At 65.7% G+C, this 23694-nt stretch carries 16 protein-coding genes and 6 pseudogenes; 9 read left to right on the forward strand and 13 right to left on the reverse strand.

The annotated features are described in order from the left end of the window. Positions 1 to 12: 12 nt before the first annotated feature. On the reverse strand, positions 13 to 1368 hold the full coding sequence (gene ffh, locus IPK20_25375; GenBank protein MBK8019693.1) for a signal recognition particle protein: 1356 nt from the start codon (positions 1366 to 1368) through the stop codon (positions 13 to 15). A 95-nt stretch (positions 1369 to 1463) separates the two neighbouring features. Between ffh and ccsA the strand changes: the two are divergent. The 8 genes and pseudogenes from ccsA (at position 1464) to IPK20_25415 (ending at position 9194) form a co-directional block, all read left to right on the forward strand. After that, positions 1464 to 2278, forward strand: a pseudogene (ccsA, locus tag IPK20_25380) (cytochrome c biogenesis protein CcsA). Between the two features lie 107 nt (positions 2279 to 2385). Next, positions 2386 to 3573, forward strand: a pseudogene (locus tag IPK20_25385) (HlyC/CorC family transporter). Between the two features lie 55 nt (positions 3574 to 3628). Then, positions 3629 to 5338 carry a type IV-A pilus assembly ATPase PilB gene (gene pilB, locus IPK20_25390; GenBank protein ID MBK8019694.1) on the forward strand — a complete coding sequence of 570 codons (1710 nt, stop codon included), beginning with the start codon at positions 3629 to 3631 and terminating at the stop codon, positions 5336 to 5338. Between the two features lie 23 nt (positions 5339 to 5361). Further along, positions 5362 to 6590 (forward strand): annotated as a pseudogene (locus tag IPK20_25395) (type II secretion system F family protein). 70 nt (positions 6591 to 6660) lie between these two features. Continuing rightward, positions 6661 to 7515 carry a prepilin peptidase gene (locus IPK20_25400; GenBank protein MBK8019695.1) on the forward strand — a complete coding sequence of 285 codons (855 nt, stop codon included), beginning with the start codon at positions 6661 to 6663 and terminating at the stop codon, positions 7513 to 7515. Positions 7516 to 7522: 7 nt separating this feature from the next. Continuing rightward, positions 7523 to 8131 (forward strand): dephospho-CoA kinase, encoded by a 609-nt coding sequence (locus IPK20_25405; protein MBK8019696.1) that lies wholly within the window; start codon positions 7523 to 7525, stop codon positions 8129 to 8131. A gap of 93 nt (positions 8132 to 8224) precedes the next feature. Next, positions 8225 to 8979: pseudogene (zapD, locus tag IPK20_25410) on the forward strand (cell division protein ZapD). A gap of 8 nt (positions 8980 to 8987) precedes the next feature. After that, positions 8988 to 9194, forward strand: coding sequence for a DNA gyrase inhibitor YacG (locus IPK20_25415; protein MBK8019697.1), 207 nt, complete (start codon positions 8988 to 8990; stop codon positions 9192 to 9194). Between the two features lie 30 nt (positions 9195 to 9224). On the opposite strand, the gene IPK20_25420 is transcribed toward IPK20_25415, so the two are convergent. From IPK20_25420 to secA, 4 genes and pseudogenes are all read right to left on the reverse strand, one after another. Beyond that, positions 9225 to 10256: a Nudix family hydrolase gene (locus tag IPK20_25420; GenBank protein ID MBK8019698.1), complete on the reverse strand. Its 1032-nt coding sequence runs from the start codon at positions 10254 to 10256 to the stop codon at positions 9225 to 9227. After that, positions 10184 to 11077, reverse strand: a complete 894-nt coding sequence (locus tag IPK20_25425; GenBank protein MBK8019699.1) for an ATP-binding protein — start codon at positions 11075 to 11077, stop codon at positions 10184 to 10186. The genes IPK20_25420 and IPK20_25425 overlap by 73 nt, the downstream gene beginning before the upstream one ends. A gap of 40 nt (positions 11078 to 11117) precedes the next feature. Continuing rightward, positions 11118 to 12346, reverse strand: a pseudogene (gene argJ, locus IPK20_25430) (bifunctional glutamate N-acetyltransferase/amino-acid acetyltransferase ArgJ). 60 nt (positions 12347 to 12406) lie between these two features. Beyond that, complete coding sequence (secA, locus tag IPK20_25435; GenBank protein ID MBK8019700.1) at positions 12407 to 15136, reverse strand: preprotein translocase subunit SecA; 2730 nt, start codon at positions 15134 to 15136, stop codon at positions 12407 to 12409. 316 nt (positions 15137 to 15452) lie between these two features. Here secA and IPK20_25440 point away from each other — a divergent pair, with 316 nt between their 5' ends. Then, positions 15453 to 15935 (forward strand): DUF721 domain-containing protein, encoded by a 483-nt coding sequence (locus IPK20_25440; protein MBK8019701.1) that lies wholly within the window; start codon positions 15453 to 15455, stop codon positions 15933 to 15935. A gap of 27 nt (positions 15936 to 15962) precedes the next feature. On the opposite strand, the gene IPK20_25445 is transcribed toward IPK20_25440, so the two are convergent. From IPK20_25445 to IPK20_25480, 8 genes and pseudogenes are all read right to left on the reverse strand, one after another. After that, a complete protein-coding gene (locus tag IPK20_25445) occupies positions 15963 to 16148 on the reverse strand; it encodes a hypothetical protein (protein MBK8019702.1) in 186 nt (61 codons plus the stop codon). A gap of 24 nt (positions 16149 to 16172) precedes the next feature. Then, the gene (locus IPK20_25450; protein MBK8019703.1) at positions 16173 to 17084 is read right to left on the reverse strand and encodes a UDP-3-O-acyl-N-acetylglucosamine deacetylase; all 912 of its coding nucleotides are present in this window, start codon (positions 17082 to 17084) and stop codon (positions 16173 to 16175) included. A 248-nt stretch (positions 17085 to 17332) separates the two neighbouring features. Continuing rightward, positions 17333 to 18490, reverse strand: coding sequence for a cell division protein FtsZ (gene ftsZ, locus IPK20_25455; GenBank protein MBK8019704.1), 1158 nt, complete (start codon positions 18488 to 18490; stop codon positions 17333 to 17335). 80 nt (positions 18491 to 18570) lie between these two features. Further along, complete coding sequence (gene ftsA / locus IPK20_25460) at positions 18571 to 19809, reverse strand: cell division protein FtsA (GenBank protein MBK8019705.1); 1239 nt, start codon at positions 19807 to 19809, stop codon at positions 18571 to 18573. A gap of 50 nt (positions 19810 to 19859) precedes the next feature. Next, on the reverse strand, positions 19860 to 20570 hold the full coding sequence (locus tag IPK20_25465; protein ID MBK8019706.1) for a cell division protein FtsQ/DivIB: 711 nt from the start codon (positions 20568 to 20570) through the stop codon (positions 19860 to 19862). Beyond that, complete coding sequence (locus IPK20_25470; GenBank protein MBK8019707.1) at positions 20560 to 21480, reverse strand: D-alanine--D-alanine ligase; 921 nt, start codon at positions 21478 to 21480, stop codon at positions 20560 to 20562. The genes IPK20_25465 and IPK20_25470 overlap by 11 nt, the downstream gene beginning before the upstream one ends. A gap of 34 nt (positions 21481 to 21514) precedes the next feature. Beyond that, positions 21515 to 22282, reverse strand: a pseudogene (gene murB / locus IPK20_25475) (UDP-N-acetylmuramate dehydrogenase). 2 nt (positions 22283 to 22284) lie between these two features. Beyond that, the gene (locus IPK20_25480) at positions 22285 to 23691 is read right to left on the reverse strand and encodes a UDP-N-acetylmuramate--L-alanine ligase (GenBank protein MBK8019708.1); all 1407 of its coding nucleotides are present in this window, start codon (positions 23689 to 23691) and stop codon (positions 22285 to 22287) included. Positions 23692 to 23694 lie beyond the last annotated feature (3 nt).

Genomic DNA, 23694 nt, shown 5'->3' on the forward strand with positions numbered 1-23694 from the left:
CAAGCTCGGGCGTTACCGCATGCCCGGCAGCATCCCCTTCATGCCCCGCATCATCTTGGCGAGCCCGCCGCCCTTGGACATCATCTTCATCATCTTCTGCATCTGCTCGAACTGGTTGAGCAGGCGGTTGACCTCCTGGACGCTCACTCCGGCCCCCGTGGCGATGCGCCGCTTGCGCGAGGCCTTGAGGATCTCGGGCTTCATGCGCTCCTTCGGAGTCATGGAGTTGATGATGCCGACGGTGCGGTTGATCACCTTGTCGTCCATCTGGCCACCCGCGGCCTGGGCGGCCTGCGAAAGCTGGGCGGGAAGCTTGTCCATCAGGGCCGACAGCCCCCCCATCTTCTTCATCTGCATGAGCTGGTTGCGGAAGTCCTCCAGGTCGAACCCCTGGCCGGACTTGACCTTCTTCGCGAGCTTCTCGGCCTCCTCGATGTCGATGCCCTTGCGCGCCTCCTCGACCAGCGACAGGACGTCGCCCATGCCGAGAATCCGCGAAGCCATCCGGTCGGGAAAGAACGGTTCGAGCCCGTTGAGCTTCTCGCCGACGCCGGCGAACTTGATCGGCGCGCCGGTGACGTGGCGCACCGAGAGCGCCGCGCCGCCACGGGAATCGCCGTCGAGCTTGGTCAACACCACACCTGTGAGCGGGAGCGCTTCGGCGAACGCCTTGGCCGTATTCACGGCGTCCTGGCCCTGCATGGCGTCAACCACGAACAGCGTCTCGACCGGAGAGACCGCCGCATGGAGATCGCGGATCTCCTGCATCATCTCCTCGTCGATGGCGAGGCGGCCGGCCGTGTCCACCAGAAGCACATCGTGGTAGTGACGTCGCGCCCAGTCCTGGGCCGCCCGGGCGATGTCGACCGGCTTCTGCCCGGGCGTGGACGGAAAGAAGTCCACCTCGACCTGCTGCGCGAGGGTCTCGAGCTGCTGGATGGCAGCCGGACGGTAGACGTCGCACGAGACCATGAGGATCTTCTTCTTGCGCTCCTTGAGCAGGCGCGCGAGTTTGCCGCAGGTGGTCGTCTTGCCCGCCCCCTGCAGGCCTGCCATCAGCACGGTTGCGGGTGGAACCGTCGCAAGGTTGAGTTCGGCGTTCGCGCCGCCCATGAGCTGAGCCAGTTCGTCGTGGACCACACCCACCAGCGCCTGTCCGGGTGTGAGGCTGGCGATGACCTCCTGCCCCAGCGCCTTGTCGCGAACGCGTGCGATGAAGTCCTTGACGACGGGGAGGGCGACGTCGGCTTCGAGCAGAGCGACCCTGACTTCGCGCAGCGCGTCCTGAACGTTCGATTCAGTGAGACGCGCGTGTCCGCGCAGTGTCTTGATGACACCGGAAAGGCGATTGGTGAGTCCGTCGAGCATGGGAAACCTCTGGAATGGCGGCGGGCAACGGCAGGATCGTTCGAACCCGCGGCGTATAATCGCCCTTGGCGGTTCGATCCGCGCGCTCCTTGAAGATGCCTCCGATTCTAGCCTACGGTCTGAACGCGTTCCTGTACGCCTCTCTCGGCGCTGTTCTCGCGCGAGGGCTGTGGCGTTCCGAGCCGGCCTCCGCCGGCGAATTCGGCTGGGTGCGCTACGCGCTCCTGGTGCCGATCCTCCTCCAGACCTGGCTCCTCTATCACGGCATCTTCGGTTCGGGCGTGATGCGCATGGGAGTGGGCAATGCGTTGTCGTGCATCGTCTGGCTGTCCATCGTCATCTATTGGCTCGGCAGCTTCTTCTACCGGCTCGAAGGGCTGCAGGCGCTCGTGATTCCGGTGGCGGCCGTGGCCGCGCTCATGCCCCTGGTCCTGCCCGGGACCAAGCCCCTGCCCAACGCGGGCATGCCGTTCTTCCAGCTGCATCTGGCGATGTCGATCCTGGCCTACAGCCTGTTCACGATCGCATCGCTGCACGTTCTGCTCATGGCAGTTCTGGAGAAGCGGTTGCACAGCGGCACGCTGCCTCCGCTGGTACGAAGCCTGCCGCCGCTGCTCACTCTGGAACGGTTGCTGTTCCGCATCATCACGGCCGGCTTCCTTCTGCTCACCGCGTCGCTCGTCACGGGCATGTTCTTCTCGAGACGCTGATCGGAAAGCCGCTCCAGTTCAATCACAAGACGCTGTTCGGGATCCTCTCCTGGCTCATCTTCGGCGCCTTGCTCGCGGGCCGGGCGTTCTGGGGCTGGCGAGGGCGCATGGCCCTGCGATGGACGCTCGCCGGCTTTCTCATGCTGATCCTCGCGTACGTGGGCACGAAGTTCGTCATCGAGATCGTGCTGGGCCGCTGACCGCCCTGCTCCTCCCGTCGCCTTGGACGAAATCTCCACACACCCTGCTGGTGACACTGGCGGTCCTGCTGGTGCTGTCGGGATTCTTCTCGATCGCCGAGACCAGCATGATGGCGCTCAACCGCTACCGGATGAAGCACCTGGCGAAGACGGGGCATCGGGGCGCCCGTCTCACCGCGCAACTGCTCGCCCGGCCCGACCGTCTCCTGGGCGTCGTGCTGCTCGGGAACAATCTGATCAATTCGGCCTCCGCGGCGCTGGTCACCTACCTCACGTTCCGGTTCTTCGGCGAATCCGAACTCGCGCTTACGCCGCGACCGTGGCCGTCACCTTCGCCATCCTGGTGTTCAGCGAGATCACGCCCAAGGTGATCGGCGCGACCTATCCGGAGCGCATCGCCTACGTCGCCGCCTTCGTCCTCACGCCGCTTCTGCGGATCGCCTATCCCATCGTCTGGTTCGTGAACCTGTTCGTCACGGCCCTCCTGAGCTTGCTGCGCCCTGAAGCCCGTGATGGACGGTCAGGGCCAGAAGCTCACCCTGGAAGAACTGCGTACGCTGGTGCTGGAGGGGGGCAACTTCCTGCCACAGAAGCATCAGAACGTGCTGCTCAACCTGTTCGATCTGGAATCGGCCACGGTGGAGGACGTCATGGTGCCGCGCCCCCAGATCGACGCCATCGACATCGATGATCCCCCGGAGGAACTCCGGCGGCAGATCGCCACCTCCAACCACACGCGCATCCCCGTGTACGAATCGTCCATCGAGAACGTCGTCGGCGTCCTGCACGTCCGCAAGTTCCTCAACATGGGCGAGGGTGACGAGTTCACCGCCGAGCACTTGCGGCAGGTGATGAGGCCACCTTATTTCGTGCCGATCGGCACGCCGCTTCTCACCCAGATCCAGCAGTTCCAGGAACAGCAGGAAAGACTGGGACTCGTGGTCGATGAGTACGGGGAACTCATGGGGATGGTCACCCTGGAGGACATCCTCGAGGAGTTGATCGGCGAATTCACCACCCAGTCGCCTCTGAGCACGTCGGTGAGCTCTTCCCGGCAGCCCGATGGCAGCCTCATGGTCGAAGGGGGAACGCTCCTGCGCGACCTGAACCGGCGTTTCGGAACCAAGTTCCCCCTGGACGGGCCGAAGACGCTGAACGGCCTCATTCTGGAGCACTTCGAGGACATTCCCGAGCCCGGGACGAGCACGCGGCTGGCCGGCCAGCCCATGGAAATCGTCCAGATTCAGGACAGGGTCGTAAAGTCGGTCCGGCTTCTGCCGAAAGAAGGGGGATAGGCACCCGGGCGCCCGTTGCGGTCCGGGCCCACTCACGAACCATCGATCCGCACGCGTGGCAGCAAATCCTCAGAGCAGCCTGTCCGGCCTGGCCCGAGCCCTGGTCCAGAAAGGCCGACTATCGGAGAAGGAGGCCGAGACCCTCCAGGCGGAGGCCACCGGCTCGGGCGGCGGTTTCGTCGACCACCTGATCGCCAGCCGCAAGATGACCGAGCTGGAGGTCGCCGAGTTCGCCTCCCAGACGTTCGGTTTCCCCTTGCTGGACCTGAACGCGCTGGACCCCGAGTTCCTGCCGAAAAAGCTCGTCGACGAGAAGGTCATGGCGACCCGGCGGGTGCTTCCTCTGCTCCAGCGGGGCAACCGCCTGTTCGTGGCCTTCTCCGATCCGACCAACCGGACGAGCTACGACGAGATCAAGTTCCAGACCGGTTTGATGGTCGACCCCATCGTCGTCGAGGACACCAAGCTGGGGACCCTGCTGGCCAAGCTCTTCCAGCAGAACGACACCAGCCTGTCCACTCTCGTGACGGAGGACATCGGCGCGGAACTGGCCGAGGCCGTCACCGAGCCCGAACCCGACCAGGCGGTGGACATCGACGACGCGCCGGTCGTCAAATACATCCAGAAGATCCTGCTGGACGCGATCAACGGCGGCGCCTCCGACATCCACTTCGAGCCCTACGAGAAGTACTACCGGATCCGGTACCGGCAGGACGGCATCCTCTACGAGATCGCCCAGCCCCCGCTCGCCATCAAGGAGAAGATCGCTTCCCGGATCAAGGTCATCTCCAAGCTGGACATCTCGGAGAAGCGCGTGCCTCAGGACGGGCGGATGAAGCTCGTGATCTCCAAAAGCCGCGCGATCGACTTCCGCGTCTCGACGCTGCCCACGCTGTTCGGCGAGAAGATCGTCATGCGGATTCTCGATCCGAACAGCGCGACCCTGGGCATCGACGCCCTCGGTTACGAGCCCGATCAGAGGGAGGCGCTGCTGCATGCCATCGGCCGGCCGTACGGGATGGTCCTCGTGACCGGCCCCACCGGCTCGGGCAAGACCGTGTCGCTCTACACGTGCCTCAATATGCTCAACAAGCCGGGCATCAATATCTCCACGGCGGAAGACCCGGCCGAAATCAACTTGCCGGGCATCAACCAGGTCAACGTGAACGACAAGGCGGGCCTCACCTTCTCGGCGGCCCTCAAGTCGTTCCTGCGTCAGGATCCCGACATCATCATGGTGGGCGAGATCCGCGACATCGAGACCGCCGAGATCGCCATCAAGGCCGCGCAGACCGGCCACCTCGTGATGTCCACCCTGCACACCAACGACGCGCCCACGACTCTCACGCGGATGCTCAACATGGGCATCGCGCCGTTCAACATCGCCTCGAGCGTGATGCTGATCACGGCGCAGCGGCTCGGCCGCCGGCTCTGCAGCCACTGCAAGCAGCCGGCGGACATTCCGCCCGAGGCACTGCTAAGAGCGGGATTCAAGGAATCGGACCTCGACGGCACATGGCAGCCGTTCCACGCTGTCGGGTGCGATGTATGCAAGAATACGGGCTACAAGGGCCGTGTCGGCATCTACCAGGTCATGCCCATCAGCGAGGAGATCAACCGCATCATCATGAAGGACGGCGATGCCATCGACATCGCCGATCAGGCGCGTCGCGAGGGAATCCGCGATCTGCGACAGTCCGGTCTGCTCAAGGTCAGGCAAGGTCTCACCTCTCTGGAGGAGATCGAGGCCGTGACCAACGAATAGCATCCGCGAGAGAGGAACCTCCGATGGCCACCGCCGCCGCCACTGCACGCAAGCAGGAAATCAAGGAATTCAACTACGTCTGGGAAGGCCGCGACAAGCAGGGCAAGGTCGTCAAGGGCGAGTCGCGCGCGACCGGCGAATCCGTCGTCAAGACGACGCTGCGCCGGCAGGGCATCCAGGTCGTCAAGGTCAAGAAGCAGCGCGCAGCCTCCGGCGGCAAGATCACCGAGAAGGACATCACGCTTTTCACCCGCCAGCTGGCCACGATGATGAAGGCCGGCGTGCCCTTGCTGCAGGCGTTCGACATCGTGGGGAAGGGGCACTCGAACCCGGCCGTGGCCAAGCTTCTCCTGGACATCAAGATGGAGGTCGAGACCGGCAACAGCCTGACGACCGCCTTTCGCAAGTACCCGTTGTACTTCGATGCGCTGTTCTGCAACCTGGTGCAGGCCGGCGAACAGGCCGGTATCCTGGACAGCCTCCTCGACCGGCTCGCCACCTACAAGGAAAAGATCGTCGCGATCAAGGGCAAGATCAAGTCTGCCCTGTTCTACCCCATCTCGATCCTCGTCGTGGCATTCATCATCACGGCGGTCATCATGATCTTCGTGATCCCGGCGTTCAAGGAACTGTTCACGAGCTTCGGCGCGGACCTTCCCGGTCCGACGGTCTTCGTGATGAAGGTCTCGGACTTCTTCGTCACGTATTGGTGGCTCATCTTCGGCACGATCGGCGGTGGCCTGTGGTTCTTCTTCTACACCTGGAAACGGTCGAAGAAGATGCAGATGACGCTCGACCGGCTGTTCCTGCGCCTGCCGATCTTCGGGGACGTCATCCGCAAGGCCACCATCGCGCGCTGGAGCCGGACACTCGCCACCATGTTCGCCGCAGGCGTGCCGCTCGTGGAAGCGCTCGATTCCGTCGCGGGAGCCTCGGGCAATTACGTCTACTACGAGGCGACGCGGCGGATCCAGAACGAGGTGTCCACCGGAACGAGCCTGACCGTATCGATGCAGAACTCCAACGTCTTTCCCAACATGGTGATCCAGATGGTCGCCATCGGCGAGGAATCCGGCTCGCTCGACGCCATGCTGTCCAAGGTGGCCGACTTCTTCGAGCGTGAGGTCGACGACGCCGTGGACGCCCTCTCGAGCCTGATGGAACCCGCGATCATGGTGGTGCTCGGCACACTGATCGGCGGATGGTGATCGCGATGTACCTGCCGATCTTCAAGATGGGTCAGGCCATCTGATCCCGGCCGAATCGATTTCACGGCGGGGCTCCTGCGGGAGCCCGTTTCACGTCCGCCCCTTGCCCATCCCATGATCGAGCTCCCGCAAGGCTCCGCTTCACTCACCGCGATCTGCTGCGGTCTCCTCGGATTGCTCGTGGGAAGCTTCCTCAACGTGGTCGTCCATCGGCTGCCGAAGATGATGGAGGCGGACTGGCGGGCCCAGTGCGCCGAGCTGCGGGGCGAGATACCCGAGGCCGCTCCCGTCTACAACCTGGTGGTGCCGCGTTCGGCCTGCCCGCAGTGCGGGCACCGGATAAGTGCCCTGGAAAACGTTCCCCTCCTGAGCTGGCTCATGCTGCGGGGCAAGTGCAGGGGCTGCGGCGCCCGCATCTCCGCGCGGTACCCCGCGGTGGAAGCGCTGACCGGAGTTCTTTCCGCGTATGCCGCCTGGCACTTCGGGTTCGGGTGGGCCCTAGCCGGCTGTCTGCTGTTCGTGTGGGCGCTTACCGCCGCCGCGTTCATCGATCTCGACACGACGCTCCTGCCGGACGACATCACGCTGCCGCTGCTGTGGACGGGCCTTCTGCTCAACCTGCGCGACACCTATGTACCGTTGCCGTCCGCCGTCATCGGCGCGGCCGCAGGCTATCTGTCGCTCTGGCTGGTGTACTGGGGCTTCAAGCTGCTCACGGGCAAGGAAGGCATGGGCTTCGGCGATTTCAAGCTGCTGGGCGCCATTGGCGCCTTCCTGGGCTGGAAGATGCTCCCTGCCGTCATCCTCCTCTCCTCCGTGGTGGGCGCGGTGGTCGGCGTATCGCTGATCGTCTTCGCACGCCACAACCGGGCAACGCCCATTCCATTCGGGCCCTACCTCGCCGCTGCCGGAGTCATCGCGATGTTCTGGGGTGACGCCATCAACCGCCAGTGGCTCTCGATCCTCTGACAAGGCCGTGACCTACGTCGTGGGGCTGACGGGAGGCATCGGCTCGGGGAAGACTGCCGTGGCGGATCTGTTCGCCGCTCTGGGCGCGGGTGTGGTCGATACGGATGCCATCGCCCATGAATTGACGGCGCCCGGGGGGGCTGGCATTGCCTCGATCGCGGCGCGATTCGGCCAGGGCGTCATTGCTGCCGACGGGCGGCTGGACCGGGCCCGCATGCGCGAGATCGCCTTTGCCGATGCGAACGCCCGCAAGGATCTGGAGGCAATCCTGCATCCACTCATCCGCGCCGAGTCCAGGCGCCGGGTCGCGGAGTCCGACGCGTCCTATGTCGTCCTGGTCGTGCCGCTGCTCGTGGAATCAGGCAACTACCGTGCGGTGGTCGACCGCATTGCCGTCGTCGATTGCAGTCGGGAAACCCAGATCGCCCGGACGATGGCGAGGAGCGGCCTGGATCGGGCGCAGGTGGAGCGCATCATGAACGCTCAGGTGGCGCGCGAAACCCGGCTGGCGGCCGCCGATGACGTGATCGACAACGACGGCCCGCGCGAGAATCTGCCGCCGCAGGTGGAGCGTCTGCATCGGAAGTACCTGCGGAGCGCGGCGAAATCGCAATGAGGCCATGCCGACGGAATCGGCGCTGGTGCCGAAGTGTTTACTTCTGGCCGCGAGTTGTCCGATACTTTCGGGAATTTCCGACTTAGGCGCGCTGTGATCAGCTACGAGTTCCCGCTCAACGAACGCGTCAGGACTCTGCTGCGACTGGAGGACCTACACGGCAAGCTCGACTTCTTCACGGCTTCGGGCGAGGCTCGCGCCCACCACGCAGCAGTCGTGACGCTGTTCGAGATCCTCGAAGTCGCCGGCCGTGCGGATCTCAAGTCCGAACTCATCCAGGAACTCGAGCGCCAGCGCGGCCACCTCGAATCCCTGCGCAGCAATCCGGCCATCTCTGCCCAGGCGCTCAACGAGGTGCTCGGCGAAATCGACCAGACGTCCACCAGCCTGTGCGGCGCCTCGGGCAAGACCGGCCAGGAATTGCGCGAGAACGAATGGCTGATGGGCATCCGGCAACGCTCCGGAATCCCGGGCGGCGTTTGCGAGTTCGACCTTCCCTCCTACCACTACTGGCTCCATCAGAACGCCGACTCCCGCCGGGCCGACATCGGCCAGTGGAGCGCGCCGTTCGTCGGCCTGTGGGAAGGCACCCGCATCGTGCTCAAGTTGCTGCGTGAAAGCGGCAAGACCTCCCCGGCGCATGCGACCCAGGGGTCTTCCAGCAGATGATGGGCGGCAAGGTTTCCCAGATGCTGCGGGTGCGGATGGATGACGCCTATCCTTGCGTGCCCGAGGTCAGCGCCAACAAGTACGCGCTCAACATCCGGTTCACGCACGCCCAGGGTGCCGAGCGCGGCCGAACCTACGACGGCGAAGTCGACTTCGAACTGTCGTACTGCAACCTGTAGGCAACGCGTTGGCCGAGAACGGCGCCGCCCCGGACAAGGGGCGCAAGATCAAGTGCCCGCAATGCGGTGGGCAGACGACGTTCGGCCCCGGCAACCCGTGGCGGCCCTTCTGTTCGGAACGCTGCAAGCTGATCGATCTGGGTCAATGGGCCACCGAGAGCTATCGCATCCCGGTGGAGGAGCAGGACGGCAGTCTCGACTTCCCCGAGAACTGATCGGGGGGAACTTCCCTTCCCCGGCGCGGCTCAGCCGGGAATCCAGGTACTGCGGATGGCCGCGATCCCGTGTGCGCCTGCCACGCGTGCTTCGTGCAGGTGATCGGGCCGCAGCCCTCCGATCGCGAAAATCGGCAGTTCCAGTCCCGTCACCATCTCCGCCAGTGCGGTCCAGCCGATTCCGGGATCGCCGGGATGAGACGCCGTGGGCAGCACGGGGCCGGCCAGCGCATAGTCCAGCCCCAGATCCTGGGCGCGTTCCAGTTCTTCTCGATCGTGACAGGAGGCGCCCACCCAGCGAAAGCCGGGCCTTTCCCGTGTCCCGGCCAGAATGCGTGCCGGGAGGTGCACGCCGTCGGCACCGATGGCACGCGCAAGATCCGGATCGCCGTTCAGCACCACCAGGGCCGAGGCTTCGTGAGCCCGCCGCACGATTTCGCGCGCCACGGACTCCAGGGCCGCATGGGTCAGTGCCGGCTCGCGGACCTGGATGAAGCGCAAGCCCCGTCCGAGGGCGGAATCGAGCCGGCGCAGGAATTCCTCCGCCCCGAGATCCTTCACTTGTGAGATGCCCAGCACGAGCGGCAGGGACAGCGCCTTGAGAATCGGGCCGTTGGCCGGCAGAACGGGATCGACGGTCAGCTGCGGAAACCGCTGCCACGCGAAGGCCTGTCCTTCGCGCGACTGGAGTGCGCCGTGCCACCCGGGAACCCGGAAGAAATGCAGGCGCACCCGTCCGTGCGGGTAGACATGCGTGCGGGTGATCCAGGGAAACGCCTGGTCGACCTCGATGCCCAGTTCTTCATGCAGTTCGCGTGCGAGCGCCTGAGCGGGGGTTTCGCCCGGCTCGCACTTGCCCCCGGGAAACTCCCACCACCCCGCGTACACCTTGCCGGCCGGGCGCTGGGCGAGCAGAAAGGACCCGTCATCCTGCTCGATGACCGCGGCGGCGACCTCGATCCAGCCAGAGCCGTCGACCGGCGAATCCGTCACCGCCCTGCTTTCCGTCCCCGACGCGCTTCCAGCAGCCGGCGGCCGGCATAGTCGCGCGCGAAGTGCCATGCGACTCGACCGCTGCGAGAACCGCGGGACAGGGCCCATTGCAGGGCCTCACGGCGAAGCTCTTCCTGATCGGGATCCGTCACGCCCAGCACGCCGACCCAGTAGCGGGCGATGTCCAGATAGTGCTCCTGATCGAAGGGGTAGAAGGACACCCAGAGACCGAACCGCTCCGACAGCGAGATCTTCTCCTCGACCGTCTCGCCGGGATGCACCTCTTCGTCGACATACTTTGTCTCGAGGTTCTCGTGCATGTACTCCGGCATGAGATGGCGGCGGTTCGAGGTGGCGTAGACCAGGACGTTCTCGGTCGTTGCCGCGATGGTGCCGTCCAGGATGGCCTTGAGCGCCTTGTATCCCGGTTCGTCGGCTTCGAAGGAGAGATCGTCGCAGAACACGATGAATTTCTGCGGCAGGCCGCCCACCAGATCCACGATTTCGGGCAGGTCGACGAGATCGTGCTTCTCGACCTCGATGAGTCGCAGCCCGCGGCCCGCGTACTTGTTCAGCACCGACTTGACGAGCGACGACTTGCCGGTGCCCCGTGCCCCCGTGAGCAGTACGTTGTTCGCGGGCACGCCTTCCACGAACTGGCGCGTGTTGGCGTCCACCAGCTTTGCCTGGGGATCGACTCCCTTGAGGTCCTTCAGGCCGATACGGTGAGGCCGCTCGACCGGCACCAGCGAGCCCACGCTCTGCCGCCGGCGCCAGCGAAACGCGATGTGGGCCTGCATGTCGGGCAACGCGGCAACGGCAGGAAGAACGGGTTCCAGGCGATCGAGCATCGCCTCCGCGCGAACGGCCAGCCGCTCGAGCGCGTTCATCGCATCGGGGCGGGCAGCGGCAGACGGAGCGTCGGGCGTCTTACGTCCGGTATTCGGCATTGATCTTCACGTAGTCGTAGGAATAGTCGCAGGTCCAGACGGTCGTCGCACCGGCGCCACGGCCGAGGTCGACGCGGACCGGGATCTCCGCGGGCTTCATCACCCGCGCTCCGTCTTCCTCCCGGTACGTCGCGCTGCGGCCACCGCGCTCGATGACCAGCACGTCGCCAAGCCAGAGATTCACGCGGGACACGTCGAGCGAGGGCACGCCGGCATTGCCGATGGCCATGATGAGACGGCCGAGGTTGGGGTCGGAGGCGAAGAACGCGGTCTTGACCAGAGGCGAATTCGCAATGGATCGGGCGACGCGCAACGCCTCGTCCGCCGTGGCGGCCCCTTGCACCTCGACCGTGATGAACTTGGTCGCCCTTCGCCGTCGCGCGCAATCGCTTGCGCCAGAGGCACCGCCACTTGCAGGACGGTGTCGCAGAGTTCGCCGTACCGCGCATCGCCAGCCGAGGCGATCTCGGGCATGCCGGAACGACCGGTGGCGATCAGCACGAACGAATCGTTGGTGGAGGTATCGCCGTCGACGGTGACGCGATTGAAGGATCGGTCGGCGACTTCGCGCACGAGGGAATCGAGGACAGGCCGGGCAACGCAGGCATCGGTGGCGATGAACGCAAGCATGGTGGCCATGTTCGGCTGCAGCATCCCCACTCCCTTGGCGATGCCGGTCACCGTGACCGGGCTGCCGCCGATCGCTGCGCGCCTGGAGAATCCCTTGGGGACGGTGTCGGTCGTCATGATGGCGGAAGCCGCCTCGGCCCAGTGGTCCGGAGCCAGTGTTTCCACGCAGGCAGGCAGCGCGCGCTCGATGCGATCGACGGGCAGGTGCTCGAGGATCACCCCGGTGGAGAAAGGAAGGATCTCGCCCGGGGTGGTGCCCAGGAGTTGCGCCACCGCACGGCAGGTGGCGAGCGCGGCCTCCCGGCCCTGCGCTCCGGTGCCGCAATTCGCGTTGCCGGCATTGACGATGAGGCCGCGGCATCCCGCCGACGCGCTCAAGTGCTGCCGGCAGACTTGCACGGGTGCGGCGGCGAAGCTGTTCTGCGTGAAGACGCCCGCCACCACCGAGCCGGGCGCAAGGCGCATGAGCATGAGATCGCGGCGATCGGCCTTGCGGATGCCGGCTTCGGCGAAGCCCAGTTCGACGCCATCGACGGCGTGCATCGCCGCGGGGTCGGGCGGAGAAAGGTTCACGGCCATTTCAGTGCTCTCTGGAAACGGTAGAGGTGTCAGCGGAGAGCGGCGCGCGGGCGCCGCGGGTCAGCTCAGCCTGCCGTGGCAGTGCTTGTACTTCTTGCCCGAACCGCACGGACACGGATCGTTGCGGCCCACCTTGGGACCTGCGCGGGCCGGTTCGTTGGTGGCATCTTCCGCGTCCGCCGCGGCCAGCGCCTCGTCCGGATCGGCGTGCTGGTAACGGACGTTGGACAGATGCACCGGTTCTTCCGCCTGCTCCATCTCCTGCTCCGCGCGGATCTGCACCAGCATGAGCAGGCGCGTGACCTCGTTGCGCACCGTCTGCAACAGCATGGAGAACAGCTCGAAGGCCTCGCGCTTGTACTCCTGCTTGGGGTTCTTCTGCGCGTACCCGCGCAGGTGGATGCCCTGGCGCAGATGATCGAGCGACGCCAGATGCTCGCGCCAGTGCGTGTCGAGGCTCTGCAGCATGATGCCCCGTTCGTACTGATGCCAGGCCTGGGCGTCGATGGTGGCGATCTTCTGCGCGTAGCGTTCCTCGAGCGCCTGGACGACACGCTTGCGGATGTCGGCATCGTCCAGCTTGTCGTCTTCCTTCATCCATTGCTGGACGGAGATCTGGAGGCCGAACTCCGCTTCCAGCGACTTCTCGAGCGCGGGGATGTCCCACTGTTCCTCCACGCTTTCGGGCGGAACGTGCTCGGCGACCATGTCGCTCGCTGCCCCTTCCCGCAGGGCCTTGATCGTATCGCTGATGTCGTCGCTCTCGAGCAGCTCATTGCGCTGCTGGTAGATGACCTTGCGCTGATCGTTCGAGACATCGTCGGACCCGAGGAGCTGCTTGCGGATGCCGCAGCTGCCCGCCTCGACCTCCCGCTGCGCGTTCTCGATGGCCCGGGTGACCAGGGGCGACTCGATGGCCTCTCCCTCCGGCATCTTCAGCTTCTCCATCACCCACTTCACGCGGTCGGCGGCAAAGATGCGCAGGAGCTGGTCCTCGAGCGAGAGGAAGAAGCGGCTGGATCCGGGATCGCCCTGCCGGCCTGCGCGGCCGCGCAGCTGGTTGTCCACGCGCCGGGACTCGTGCCGCTCCGTGCCGATGATGTGCAAACCGCCCGACTTGAGCACCTGCTCGTGCAGACGTTCCCACTGTGTGCGGATCTCGGCGACCTTCCCATTCTTGGCCGTGTCGTCCATGTCGGTCCGGGCCATGATCTGCGCGATCTCCGGCTCGGGACTGCCACCCAGCACGATGTCGGTGCCCCGGCCGGCCATGTTGGTCGCGATGGTGATCATGCCCGGGCGACCCGCCTGCGCGACGATCTCGGCTTCGCGAGCGTGCTGCTTGGCATTCAGCACCTGGTGCGAAAGCTTCTCCGCGTTCAGCGCATGGGACAGCTTTTCCGAATTCTCGATCGAGGTCGTGCCCACCAGCACGGGTTGACCCCGCTCGTTGCAGGCGCGGATCTCCTTGATGACGGCCGCGAACTTCTCGCGCTCGGTCTGGTAGACCTGGTCCATCCTGTCCTGACGGACCATGGGATGGTGGGTCGGAATGATCACCGTCTCGAGCCCGTAGATGTGCTGGAACTCGAACGCCTCGGTGTCGGCCGTGCCGGTCATCCCGGCCAGCTTGCCGTACATCCGGAAGTAGTTCTGGAACGTGATCGAGGCCAGGGTCTGGTTCTCCCGCTGGATCGCCACCCCTTCCTTCGCTTCCACGGCCTGGTGCAGGCCGTCGGACCACCGGCGCCCCGGCATCAGTCGGCCCGTGAACTCGTCGACGATGACGACCTCGCCGTTCTGGACCACGTAGTGGGTGTCCCGCTGGAACAGGGCATAGGCCCGCAGCGCGGCATAGACGTGATGCATCAGCTGGATGTTGAGCGCGTCGTAGAGGCTGCCGCCCTCCGTGAGCAGGCCGGCATCCGTGAGCAGCCGTTCCGCCTTCTCGTGGCCCGCTTCGGTGAGGAGCACCTGATGCGCCTTCTCGTCCACCGTGAAGTCGCCGGGGCCGTTCTCTTCCTTGACACGGTCGAGATAGGGGACCAGCTGGTTCACCTTGACGTACAGATCGCTCGTGTCATCGGCCTGGCCCGAGATGATGAGCGGCGTACGGGCCTCGTCGATCAGGATCGAATCCACCTCGTCGACGATGGCGAAGGGCAGGCCCCGCTGCACGCGCTCCGCCGTGTGGTACACCATGTTGTCGCGCAGGTAATCGAAACCGAACTCGTTGTTGGTGCCGTAGGTGATGTCCGCGCCGTAGGCTTCCCGCTTGGCGTCCTGCCGCTGGTCGGGCGGAAGGTCGTGGAACGGCAGGTTGACCCCCACCGTGAGCCCGAGAAAGGAATACAGCCGTCCCATCCACGCCGCATCGCGGCCGGCAAGGTAGTCGTTCACCGTGACGACGTGAACGCCCTTGCCCGCGAGAGCGTTCAGGTACGCCGGGAGCGTCGCGACGAGCGTCTTGCCTTCGCCCGTGCGCATCTCGGCGATCTTGCCCTGGTGCAGCACCATGCCGCCCACAAGCTGCACGTCGAAATGGCGCATGTTGAGCACACGCCGGCTGGCCTCGCGGACCGTCGCGAATGCCTCGGGCAGGATCTGGTCGAGCGTCTCCCCCTTGGCCACGCGCTCCTTGAAGACCTGGGTCCGCCCGCGCAATTCATCGTCGCCGAGCTTCTGCACGTCCGGCTCGAGCGCGTTGATGGCCCGGACCGTCTGGAAGTACTTCTTGAGCAGACGGTCGTTGCGGCTGCCGAACACCTTCTTGAGTACGTTCGCGATCATGAGATTGGTGAGCGTTGTACGCCTGCAAAATGCATCGAGGGGTGAGCACCGCTGTCCTCACCCCTCGAGCGCAATTCAGAATTCGTGGTGCCCCGATCCGGCCTGGGCCCGCGAAGAACCCGTCCGGGCAACCGCCTGCACGCTGGATTCCGCACCAGCGCGTGCCACCGTGCGCCTGCTGCCCGACTCCGCGGGCCTCATCGGTCCCGACATCGCAGGATGCTCACGAACACCCCGATTTTCCGCGCCTTTCATGACGGAAATCGTGACGAGAACATGCACCATGACCGATCCGGCCGATATTAACATACGACCCATGGACCGTCCCCGCCGCCCCGTGCCCCGCTCGACGCCTGCTGCTGCCCCCCGCTCCCGAGGCAAGACCGTGCGGGACTGGCTGGGCTCGCTGGGCGATTCGGCGTCGATCGCCGATCACGCCCGCCTTCTCGCCGGCATCCAGCGGACCCTGGCGTCCGTCCTGCCGCCGTTGCTCCGGACGGAAGTCCAGGTGGCCAATTTCCGACAGGGGACTCTCGTGGTGGGCGCGACCAACGGGGCCGTGGCTCACCGGCTGCGCACCCTCTCGGGGTCGGTCCTCGACCGGCTCCGCGCGGAAGGAGTGGCGGCAAGCACGCTCAAGGTGGAGGTTCGACCGCTTCCGGTCACCCCGGCGTCCGCGCCCAAGAGAGCGGTCCTCTCGACGGAGGCCAGGACCCGTCTGGAGGAGTTGTCGCGGAACCTCCCGGAGTCTCCCGTGCGCGAGGCGGTGCTCAGGATGATTCGGCAGGCGCGCCGCTGACCGCCTCTGCCCATGGGGCACCCGGCTTCACAGGACCAGGATCACCCGCTCGAGCACGTAGAAGGCCATCACGATCGCCAGAAGGATCACGGCGTAGCGGAGGATCTGTCCCGCGAGCCGCAGGTAGCGCCTGTCCCGCTTGAGCACGAACAAGAGGAAACTGCCGCCGATGGCGAGCAGGACCAGGAAGCCGACGATCCGGATGACCAGCATCGTGCCGACGCCGTCGGACCTTCCCTAGCTGGCGAGCAACTGCAGCCGGGCGAAGGCGGGCGCCTGCGACTCCTCGGCGAACGTGGCGTATTCCCAGGCACGCTCGTTCTCCAGCAGCCGGCGAAGCAGTGCATTGTTGAGCGCATGGCCGGACTTGTGGGCACTGAAGCTGCCGATCAGAGGGTGCCCCAGGAGGTACAGATCGCCGATGGCATCGAGAACCTTGTGCTTCACGAACTCGTCCTCGTAGCGCAGGCCATCCTCGTTCAGGATGCGGTATTCGTCCATCACGATCGCATTGTCCAGGCTGTCCCCAAGGGCGAGGCCCTGGGACCGCATGCTCTCCACTTCGTGCATGAACTCGAACGTTCTGGCACGGCTCACTTCGCGCACGTAGGAGATCTCGTCGAAATCCACGACCACTCGGTTGCCCGAGACGTCGAACGCGGGATGCTTGAAATCGATCGAGAAGTCGAGCCGGAAGCCCGCATACGGTTCCAGCCGTGCCCACTTGTCCCCGTGGCTCACTTCCACGGGCTCCCTGACACGAATGAACCGCTTGGGAGCGTTCTGCTCTTCCACACCGGCCGACTGGATCAGGAAGACGAACGGCGCGGCGCTGCCGTCCATGATCGGAACTTCCGCCGAGGTGAGATCCACGTACACATTGTCGATGCCCAGCCCCGCGAGCGCCGACATGAGGTGCTCCACCGTGGACACCCGCACGCCGTCCTTGTCCAGACACGACGACAGGCGCGTGTCCTTCACTGCATAGGGGCCGGCGGGAATGTCGACGGGATCCGCGAGATCGGTCCGGCGGAAGACGATGCCGGTGTTGACCGCCGCCGGACGCAAGGTCATGAGGACCTTCTCTCCGGTGTGCAGTCCCACGCCGGTCGCCCGGACGACATTCTTGAGGGTTCTTTGCTTCAGCATCTCGCTTTCAGGCACGGCTCCGATATCGGTTGGGAAACCCGGCGCAGGCGAAGGTTCGCGGCGCGAGCACCCCGAAGCACCGGGGAATCGGCCCCTTGTCGCCGGTGCCGGACGGCACCTCCGCACTTCCGTTCGACATCGCTAACTGGTTGATCAGGTTACCACAACGAACCCTGTTCAGACATCAGTCCAGCACATCTGCATCCGGGGCCGCGAGGCGGTGCAGCCCCGGACGCATTCACCCGGAATCAGTCCGCCTGCTTGCGCAGGAATGCCGGAATGTCCAGGGTCTCGATGCCGGAAAGCTTCATCGCCTCCACGGTGTCACGGTTGCGCCGGCGGATGACCGCGGGCGTATCCAGATCGCCGTAGTTCGGCTCGGCCGCGATGGGCATGCTGTCCGTGCCGGTCTTGATGACCTGCAACGGCTTGGCCTGCTGACGGCTGACGGGCGGTGAGCCGAGACCGGTGGCGACCATGGTCACACGAAGATCGTCGCCCAGGGTCTCGTCGATGACCGTGCCCACGATGACGGTTGCGTCGTCGGCCGTGAACCCCTTGATGGTGTTCATGACCTCGTGCACTTCCTTCATCTTGAGGTTGGTCGCCGCCGTGATGTTCACCAGCACGCCGCGGGCCCCGGCAAGGTTCACGTCTTCCAGCAGCGGGCTGGCGACCGCCTGCTCGGCCGCCTGGGCGGCGCGGTGCGGACCGGACGCAAGGGCGGAACCCATCATGGCCATGCCCATCTCCGACATGACCGTGCGCACGTCGGCGAAGTCGACGTTGACCAGACCCGGACACTTGATGACTTCGGCGATGCCCGCGACCGCGCCGTGAAGCACGCTGTTCGCGGCCTTGAAGGCGTCCAGCATGGAGATGTCCTCGCCAAGCACCGCCATCAGCTTGTCGTTCGGGATGATGATCAGCGAGTCCACGTGACGGCTCAGGTCCTCGAGGCCCTGCATGGCGATCTTGAGCCGTTTGCCTTCGAAACTGAACGGCTTGGTCACCACCGCCACCGTGAGAATGCCCAGTTCCCTGGCCACCTCCGCCACGATGGGCGCCGCCCCCGTGCCGGTACCGCCTCCCATGCCGGCCGTGAGGAACAGCATGTCCGCACCTTCGATGAGTTCGATGATGCGCTCGCGGTCCTCCATCGCCGCCTGCTTGCCGACTTCCGGATTGGCGCCGGCACCCAGTCCCTTGGTGACGCTGGTCCCCAACTGCAGGATCTGACCGGAGCGATTGCGCTTGAGCGCCTGCGCGTCGGTGTTCATGCAGATGAATTCCACGCCGTCGACCCCCTGGTCGATCATGTGATCGACCGCATTGCCGCCGCAACCACCCACACCCACCACCTTGATGACCGCCTCTTGCGGCTGGGCATCCACAATTTCGAACATGTCTACCGCCTCCTCTAGCTGATTGCACCCTCGCAACGAACCCGCAATCCCACTGCCAATTCCCTGCCTGCCTGCCGCGGTCAGAAATTGACCGCGAACCATTCCTTCATGCGCGAGAACACCTGCTGAACGCTGCCTGTCGACAGCTTCGCGAGGTCCCGCCGCTTCTGTTGTTCGTAAGCCGCACCGAGCAGGCCGATGCCGGTGGAGTACCTCGGTCCGCACACCACCTCCGCGAGCGGCCCGGCGTAGTTGGGTACGCCCAGACGCACCGGCATGTGGAAGACCTCCTCTCCCAGTTCGACCATCCCCTGCATGCCCGCGCTGCCTCCGGTGATGACGATTCCCGACGACAGCAGGTCCTCGTAGCCGCTGCGCCGCAGTTCCGCCTGCACCAGCGAGTACAGTTCCTCCACCCTCGGCTCGATCACTTCCGCCAGGGTCTGCCGCGAGAGCAGCCGCGGCCCCCGGTCGCCCACGCCCGGCACCTCGACCATCTCCGACGGATTGGCGAGCTGACGCAGCGCGCAGCCGTACTTGCGCTTGATCTCCTCCGCGTCCTTGGTGGGCGTGCGCAGCGCCATGGCGATGTCGTTGGTGATCTGGTCGCCCGCGATGGGAATCACGGCGGTGTGCCGGATCGCGCCTTGCGTGAAGACCGCGATGTCGGCCGTGCCGCCGCCGATGTCCACGATCGCCACGCCCAGGTCCTTCTCGTCCTCCGACAGCGTGGCCATCGCCGACGCCAGCGGCTGCAGGATGAGATCGCGCACCTCGAGACCGCAGCGGCGCACGCACTTGAGGATGTTCTGCGCCGCCGAGACCGCGCCCGTCACGATGTGGACCTTCACCTCGAGACGCACGCCCGCCATGCCGAGCGGCTCGCGGACATCCTCCTGTCCGTCGATGACGAACTCCTGGTTGAGCACATGCAGGATCTGCTGGTCCGTGGGGATGTTCACGGCCTTCGCCGTCTCGATCACGCGGTCCACGTCGAGCTGCGACACCTCGCGATCCTTCACCGCCACCATCCCGTGGGAGTTGAAGCTCTTGATGTGGCTGCCCGCGATCCCGGTGTACACCTCCTTGATCTTGCAGTCGGCCATCAGCTCCGCTTCCTCCAGCGCGCGCTGGATCGCCGTGACCGTCGATTCGATGTTGACCACCACGCCCTTCTTCAGGCCGCGGGAAGGGTGGCTGCCCAGACCGACCACCTCGAACCCGCCCTCCGGCTTTGCCTCGGCGACGATCGCCACGATCTTGGACGTGCCGATGTCGAGCCCGACCATGAGGTTGCGCACGTCCTTCGGCTTGTTCATGAGCGCCATCCGTTTCGTTTCTGCCAGGTCCATCGCCCGATCTCCCTCGGTCAAGCCCCTTTGTTCACTGTCTTCAGGCGGACGGCGAATCCGTTCGGATACCGCAGGTCCACCATCCTTGGCGGCTCCTTCATGAGCCCGACGCTCGTCACATAGGCATCCGCGAACTTGGAAAGCCGTTCGACGACGCGCTCGCGTCCCAGCTCGAGGGTCATGCCGTCCTCGAGTTGCACCGTCCACGCGCGGCGTTCCGACACGCGGATGTCCTGCACGCGCCGTCCGAGCGGCGCGAGCGCGCGATCGAAGGCGGCGTAATTCGTGGCCATGTCTCCGGCCAGTTCCGGCGGACCGGAAAAGACCGGCAGCGGGTCGTCCGACGCCGCCGTGAAGATCTCGCCGTGGGTGTTCACGAGGCCGTCCTGCCTCCAGCGCGCGAGCACCGCGTGCTCCTCGAGCGTCACTTCGAGTCGGTCGGGCCATTGCCTGCGCACCTGGACCTTGCGCACCCAGGGCAGCTTCTCGAAGGCCAGGCGGGAAGCATCGAGATTGATGGTGAAGAAGGTGCCGCGCAGTTCGCGGTGCACGACGTTGTCGATCTGCGTGGGCGTGACCCGGGAGATGCTTCCTGTGATCACCACTTCGCGCACTGGAAACAAGGGGGAATGCACGGTGACGAGGATCCCGATGTAGAGCAGCCCGAGCGCGAACACGCCGAAGAGCAGCGACGAGATCGTCGAGAGCGCTTCCGGTCTATCCCACATGCGCGGACTCCAGGATGCGCAGCACGAGCGCGGTGAAATCGATGCCCGCGACCTTGGCCGCCATCGGCACGAGACTGTGCCCGGTCATTCCCGGCGACGTGTTCATCTCGAGCAGGGAGACGCTGCCGTCGGCCCGGCGGATGAGATCGGCGCGGCCCCAGCCTTCGCATCCCAGCGCGGCCGCGGCACGCATCACCAGCGCGCGCAGACGCATCTCCTCGGCGGCATCTAGTCCGCAGGGGCAGTGGTACTTCGTCTCGTCGCTGAAGTACTTGTTCTGGTAGTCGTAGTTGCCTTGGGGTGCCTCGATGCGGATGAGCGGCAGCGCCTCATCGTCCAGAAACGCCGCGGTGAGTTCCTGGCCGGCGACGAACTCCTCGGCGAGGATGAGCCGGTCATGCCTGGCGGCCAGCGCGTAGGCATCCGGCAGCTGGTCGGGGCGGGTCACCTTGGTGAGCCCGATCGTGGACCCCTCGCGTGCCGGCTTCACGATGAGCGGCAGACCCAGCGTGGCGCACACCGCATTCCAGTCGGACGTCGCGGCCAGCACCTCCCACTTCGGCGTCGGCAGGCCGTTCGCCACCCACACCATCTTGGTCCGCACCTTGTCCATGCACAGCGCGGAGGCCATGACACCGCTGCCCGTGTAGGGAATGCCCAGCAGCTCGAGCGCCCCCTGGACGGTACCGTCCTCGCCATAGCGCCCGTGCAGCGCGATGAAGACCCGGTCGAAGCCGTCACGCCTGAGGTCCAGCAGTTCGCGCTGCGCCGGATCGAAGGCGTGCGCGTCCACGCCCGCCCCCTGCAGCGCGGCCAGCACAGCGGTGCCCGACAGAATGGAGATCTCGCGCTCCGCGGACCGTCCGCCGAACAGCACCGCCACCTTGCCGAAATCGGTCGGCTTCGTCACTTCGCTTCCTCTCCGACGATCCGGACTTCCGCTTCCCGATGCGCGCGCCCTTGAGTGCGCATGATTCGATGAGACGTGCCGCGTGGTCGCCCGGCGGATTGCGGAATACCGAGCCCGCGTTGGGCATCTCGAGCGGCTGGGTGGCGATGCGCCGGGACAGGAAGTCCTTGATCCTCGCCCGGGCGGCATGGCCGTCGCCGGGACGGAAACGGAACCACGCGGCCGCGAACCATTCCTCGTCAGCGCCCGTCGTGGCGCGCGAAAGGGCGCAGTGCCGGTAGCCGATGTCGTAGTCCGACACCGGACGCTCGCGCGCCTCCCCGCGATGGTCCACGACCAGCACCTTCTCGACCCAGCGCCACGTCTCCGATCCGTAGCAGCCTGCGTTCATCGCGAGCGCGCCGCCCACGGTGCCGGGAATGCCCGCGAGAAATTCCGCGCCTTCGAGTTCGTGCAACGCGGCCTGCCGGGCCACCTTCGGACTCGCCACGCCAGCCTCCGCATACAGCAGTCCGCCGGCCTGCAGTTCCAGACGCCTGAGCGCGCCATGCGTGAAGACCACGGTGCCCCGCAGTCCGCCGTCCCGCACCAGCAGGTTGCTGCCCAGACCCACGAAGTGAAGCGGCTCGTTCGGCTCGACACGCTGCAGGAACGCGACGAGATCGTCGAGGTCCGCCGGTATGTAGGCACGGTCCGCCGCGCCGCCCACGCGCCAGCTGGTGTGACGGCTCATGGGCTCGTCCAGGCGCAGTTCGCCTCTCAGTCCGTGGGTCGTCATGGCGAGGGGTTCGGACATGTCCATGTTCAGCCCTGGGCCGCCGCAGAGGCGATCATCCCCGGCACCTGTCCCACCGAGCCGGCGCCCATGGTCACGACCACGTCGCCATCCCGGGCCGTGGCAAGCACCGCGGCGGGCAGTTCCTTCCAGTCCTCCACGAAGATGGGCTCGACCTTGCCCAGCACGCGAACGGCGCGCGCGAGCGAACGCCCGTCCGCAGCCACGATGGGCGCTTCGCCCGCCGCGTAGACCTCGGTGATCAACAGCACATCGACCGAAGACAGGACCTTCACGAAGTCCTCGAACAGGTCGCGCGTGCGCGTGTAGCGATGCGGCTGGAACGCCAGCACAAGCCGGCGTCCGGGAAACGCGCCGCGCGCTGCCTCCAGGGTCGCCGACATCTCCGCCGGGTGATGGCCGTAGTCGTCGACCAGGGTGAACGTGCCGCCCGTCGGCAGGGGAATCTCGCCGTATCGCTGGAAACGCCGTCCGACTCCCCGGAAACCGGCAAGCGCGCGAAGTATCGCGTCGTCGGAAGCGCCCACCTCCATGGCCACGGCGATCGCCGCCAGCGCGTTCAGCACGTTGTGCATGCCGGGAAGATTCAGCGTCACGTCCAGCTTGCGGGCGGGCGAGCCGTTGGCGGCGATCTGCACATCGAAACGCATGCGGGCACCCTCGGCCCGGACGTTCATGGCACGCACCTGGGCTTCCTCGGCCAGACCGTAGGTCATCACCGGTTTGCTCACGATGGGGATGATCGATCGCACGTTCGGGTCGTCCATGCAGAGGATCGCCATGCCGTAGAAGGGCAGGTGCTGCAGGAATTCCACGAACGCCTGCCGCAGCCGGGCGAAGTCGTGGCCGTACGTCTCCATGTGGTCGGCATCGATGTTGGTGACCACCGCCAGCACCGGCTGGAGATACAGGAACGACGCGTCCGACTCATCGGCCTCCACGACGATGAACTCGCCGCGGCCGAGCTTGGCGTTCGACCCCGCCGCTTCGAGACGGCCTCCGATCACGAACGTCGGATCCATCCCCGCTTCGGCCAGCACGCTCGCCACGAGGCTCGTGGTCGTCGTCTTGCCATGCGTGCCGGCCACCGCGATGCCCTGCTTCAGCCGCATCAGTTCGGCGAGCATCATCGCCCGCGGCACGATCGGAACCCGGCGGGCGCGCGCGGCAGCGAGTTCCGCGTTGTCCTGTTTCACCGCGGTCGAGATCACCACCGCGTCCGCACCGGCGACATTGGAAGCATCGTGCCCGATATGCACCGTTGCGCCTCCTGCGCGCAGCCGCGCCGTCGTGCCGCTGTCGGCGATGTCGGAACCGCTCACCTGGAACCCCAGGTTCAGCATGACCTCGGCGATTCCGCTCATGCCGGCGCCACCGATGCCCACGAAATGAACGTGCTTGACCTTGTGTCTCATGAT

Source organism: Betaproteobacteria bacterium, from assembly GCA_016713305.1.
Classification (GTDB): Bacteria; Pseudomonadota; Gammaproteobacteria; order Burkholderiales.

Coding starts and splice junctions, on each gene's coding strand:
- secA (MBK8019700.1), bottom strand. CDS start 15,136: ATGATCGCGAACGTACTCAAGAAGGTGTTCGGCAGCCGCAACGACCGT.
- IPK20_25425 (MBK8019699.1), bottom strand. CDS start 11,077: ATGAACGCGCTCGAGCGGCTGGCCGTTCGCGCGGAGGCGATGCTCGAT.
- IPK20_25445 (MBK8019702.1), bottom strand. CDS start 16,148: ATGCTGGTCATCCGGATCGTCGGCTTCCTGGTCCTGCTCGCCATCGGC.
- IPK20_25450 (MBK8019703.1), bottom strand. CDS start 17,084: ATGCTGAAGCAAAGAACCCTCAAGAATGTCGTCCGGGCGACCGGCGTG.
- IPK20_25440 (MBK8019701.1), top strand. CDS start 15,453: ATGGACCGTCCCCGCCGCCCCGTGCCCCGCTCGACGCCTGCTGCTGCC.
- IPK20_25400 (MBK8019695.1), top strand. CDS start 6,661: ATGATCGAGCTCCCGCAAGGCTCCGCTTCACTCACCGCGATCTGCTGC.
- ffh (MBK8019693.1), bottom strand. CDS start 1,368: ATGCTCGACGGACTCACCAATCGCCTTTCCGGTGTCATCAAGACACTG.
- IPK20_25480 (MBK8019708.1), bottom strand. CDS start 23,691: ATGAGACACAAGGTCAAGCACGTTCATTTCGTGGGCATCGGTGGCGCC.
- ftsZ (MBK8019704.1), bottom strand. CDS start 18,490: ATGTTCGAAATTGTGGATGCCCAGCCGCAAGAGGCGGTCATCAAGGTG.
- ftsA (MBK8019705.1), bottom strand. CDS start 19,809: ATGAACAAGCCGAAGGACGTGCGCAACCTCATGGTCGGGCTCGACATC.
- IPK20_25420 (MBK8019698.1), bottom strand. CDS start 10,256: ATGGCACTTCGCGCGCGACTATGCCGGCCGCCGGCTGCTGGAAGCGCG.
- IPK20_25465 (MBK8019706.1), bottom strand. CDS start 20,570: ATGTGGGATAGACCGGAAGCGCTCTCGACGATCTCGTCGCTGCTCTTC.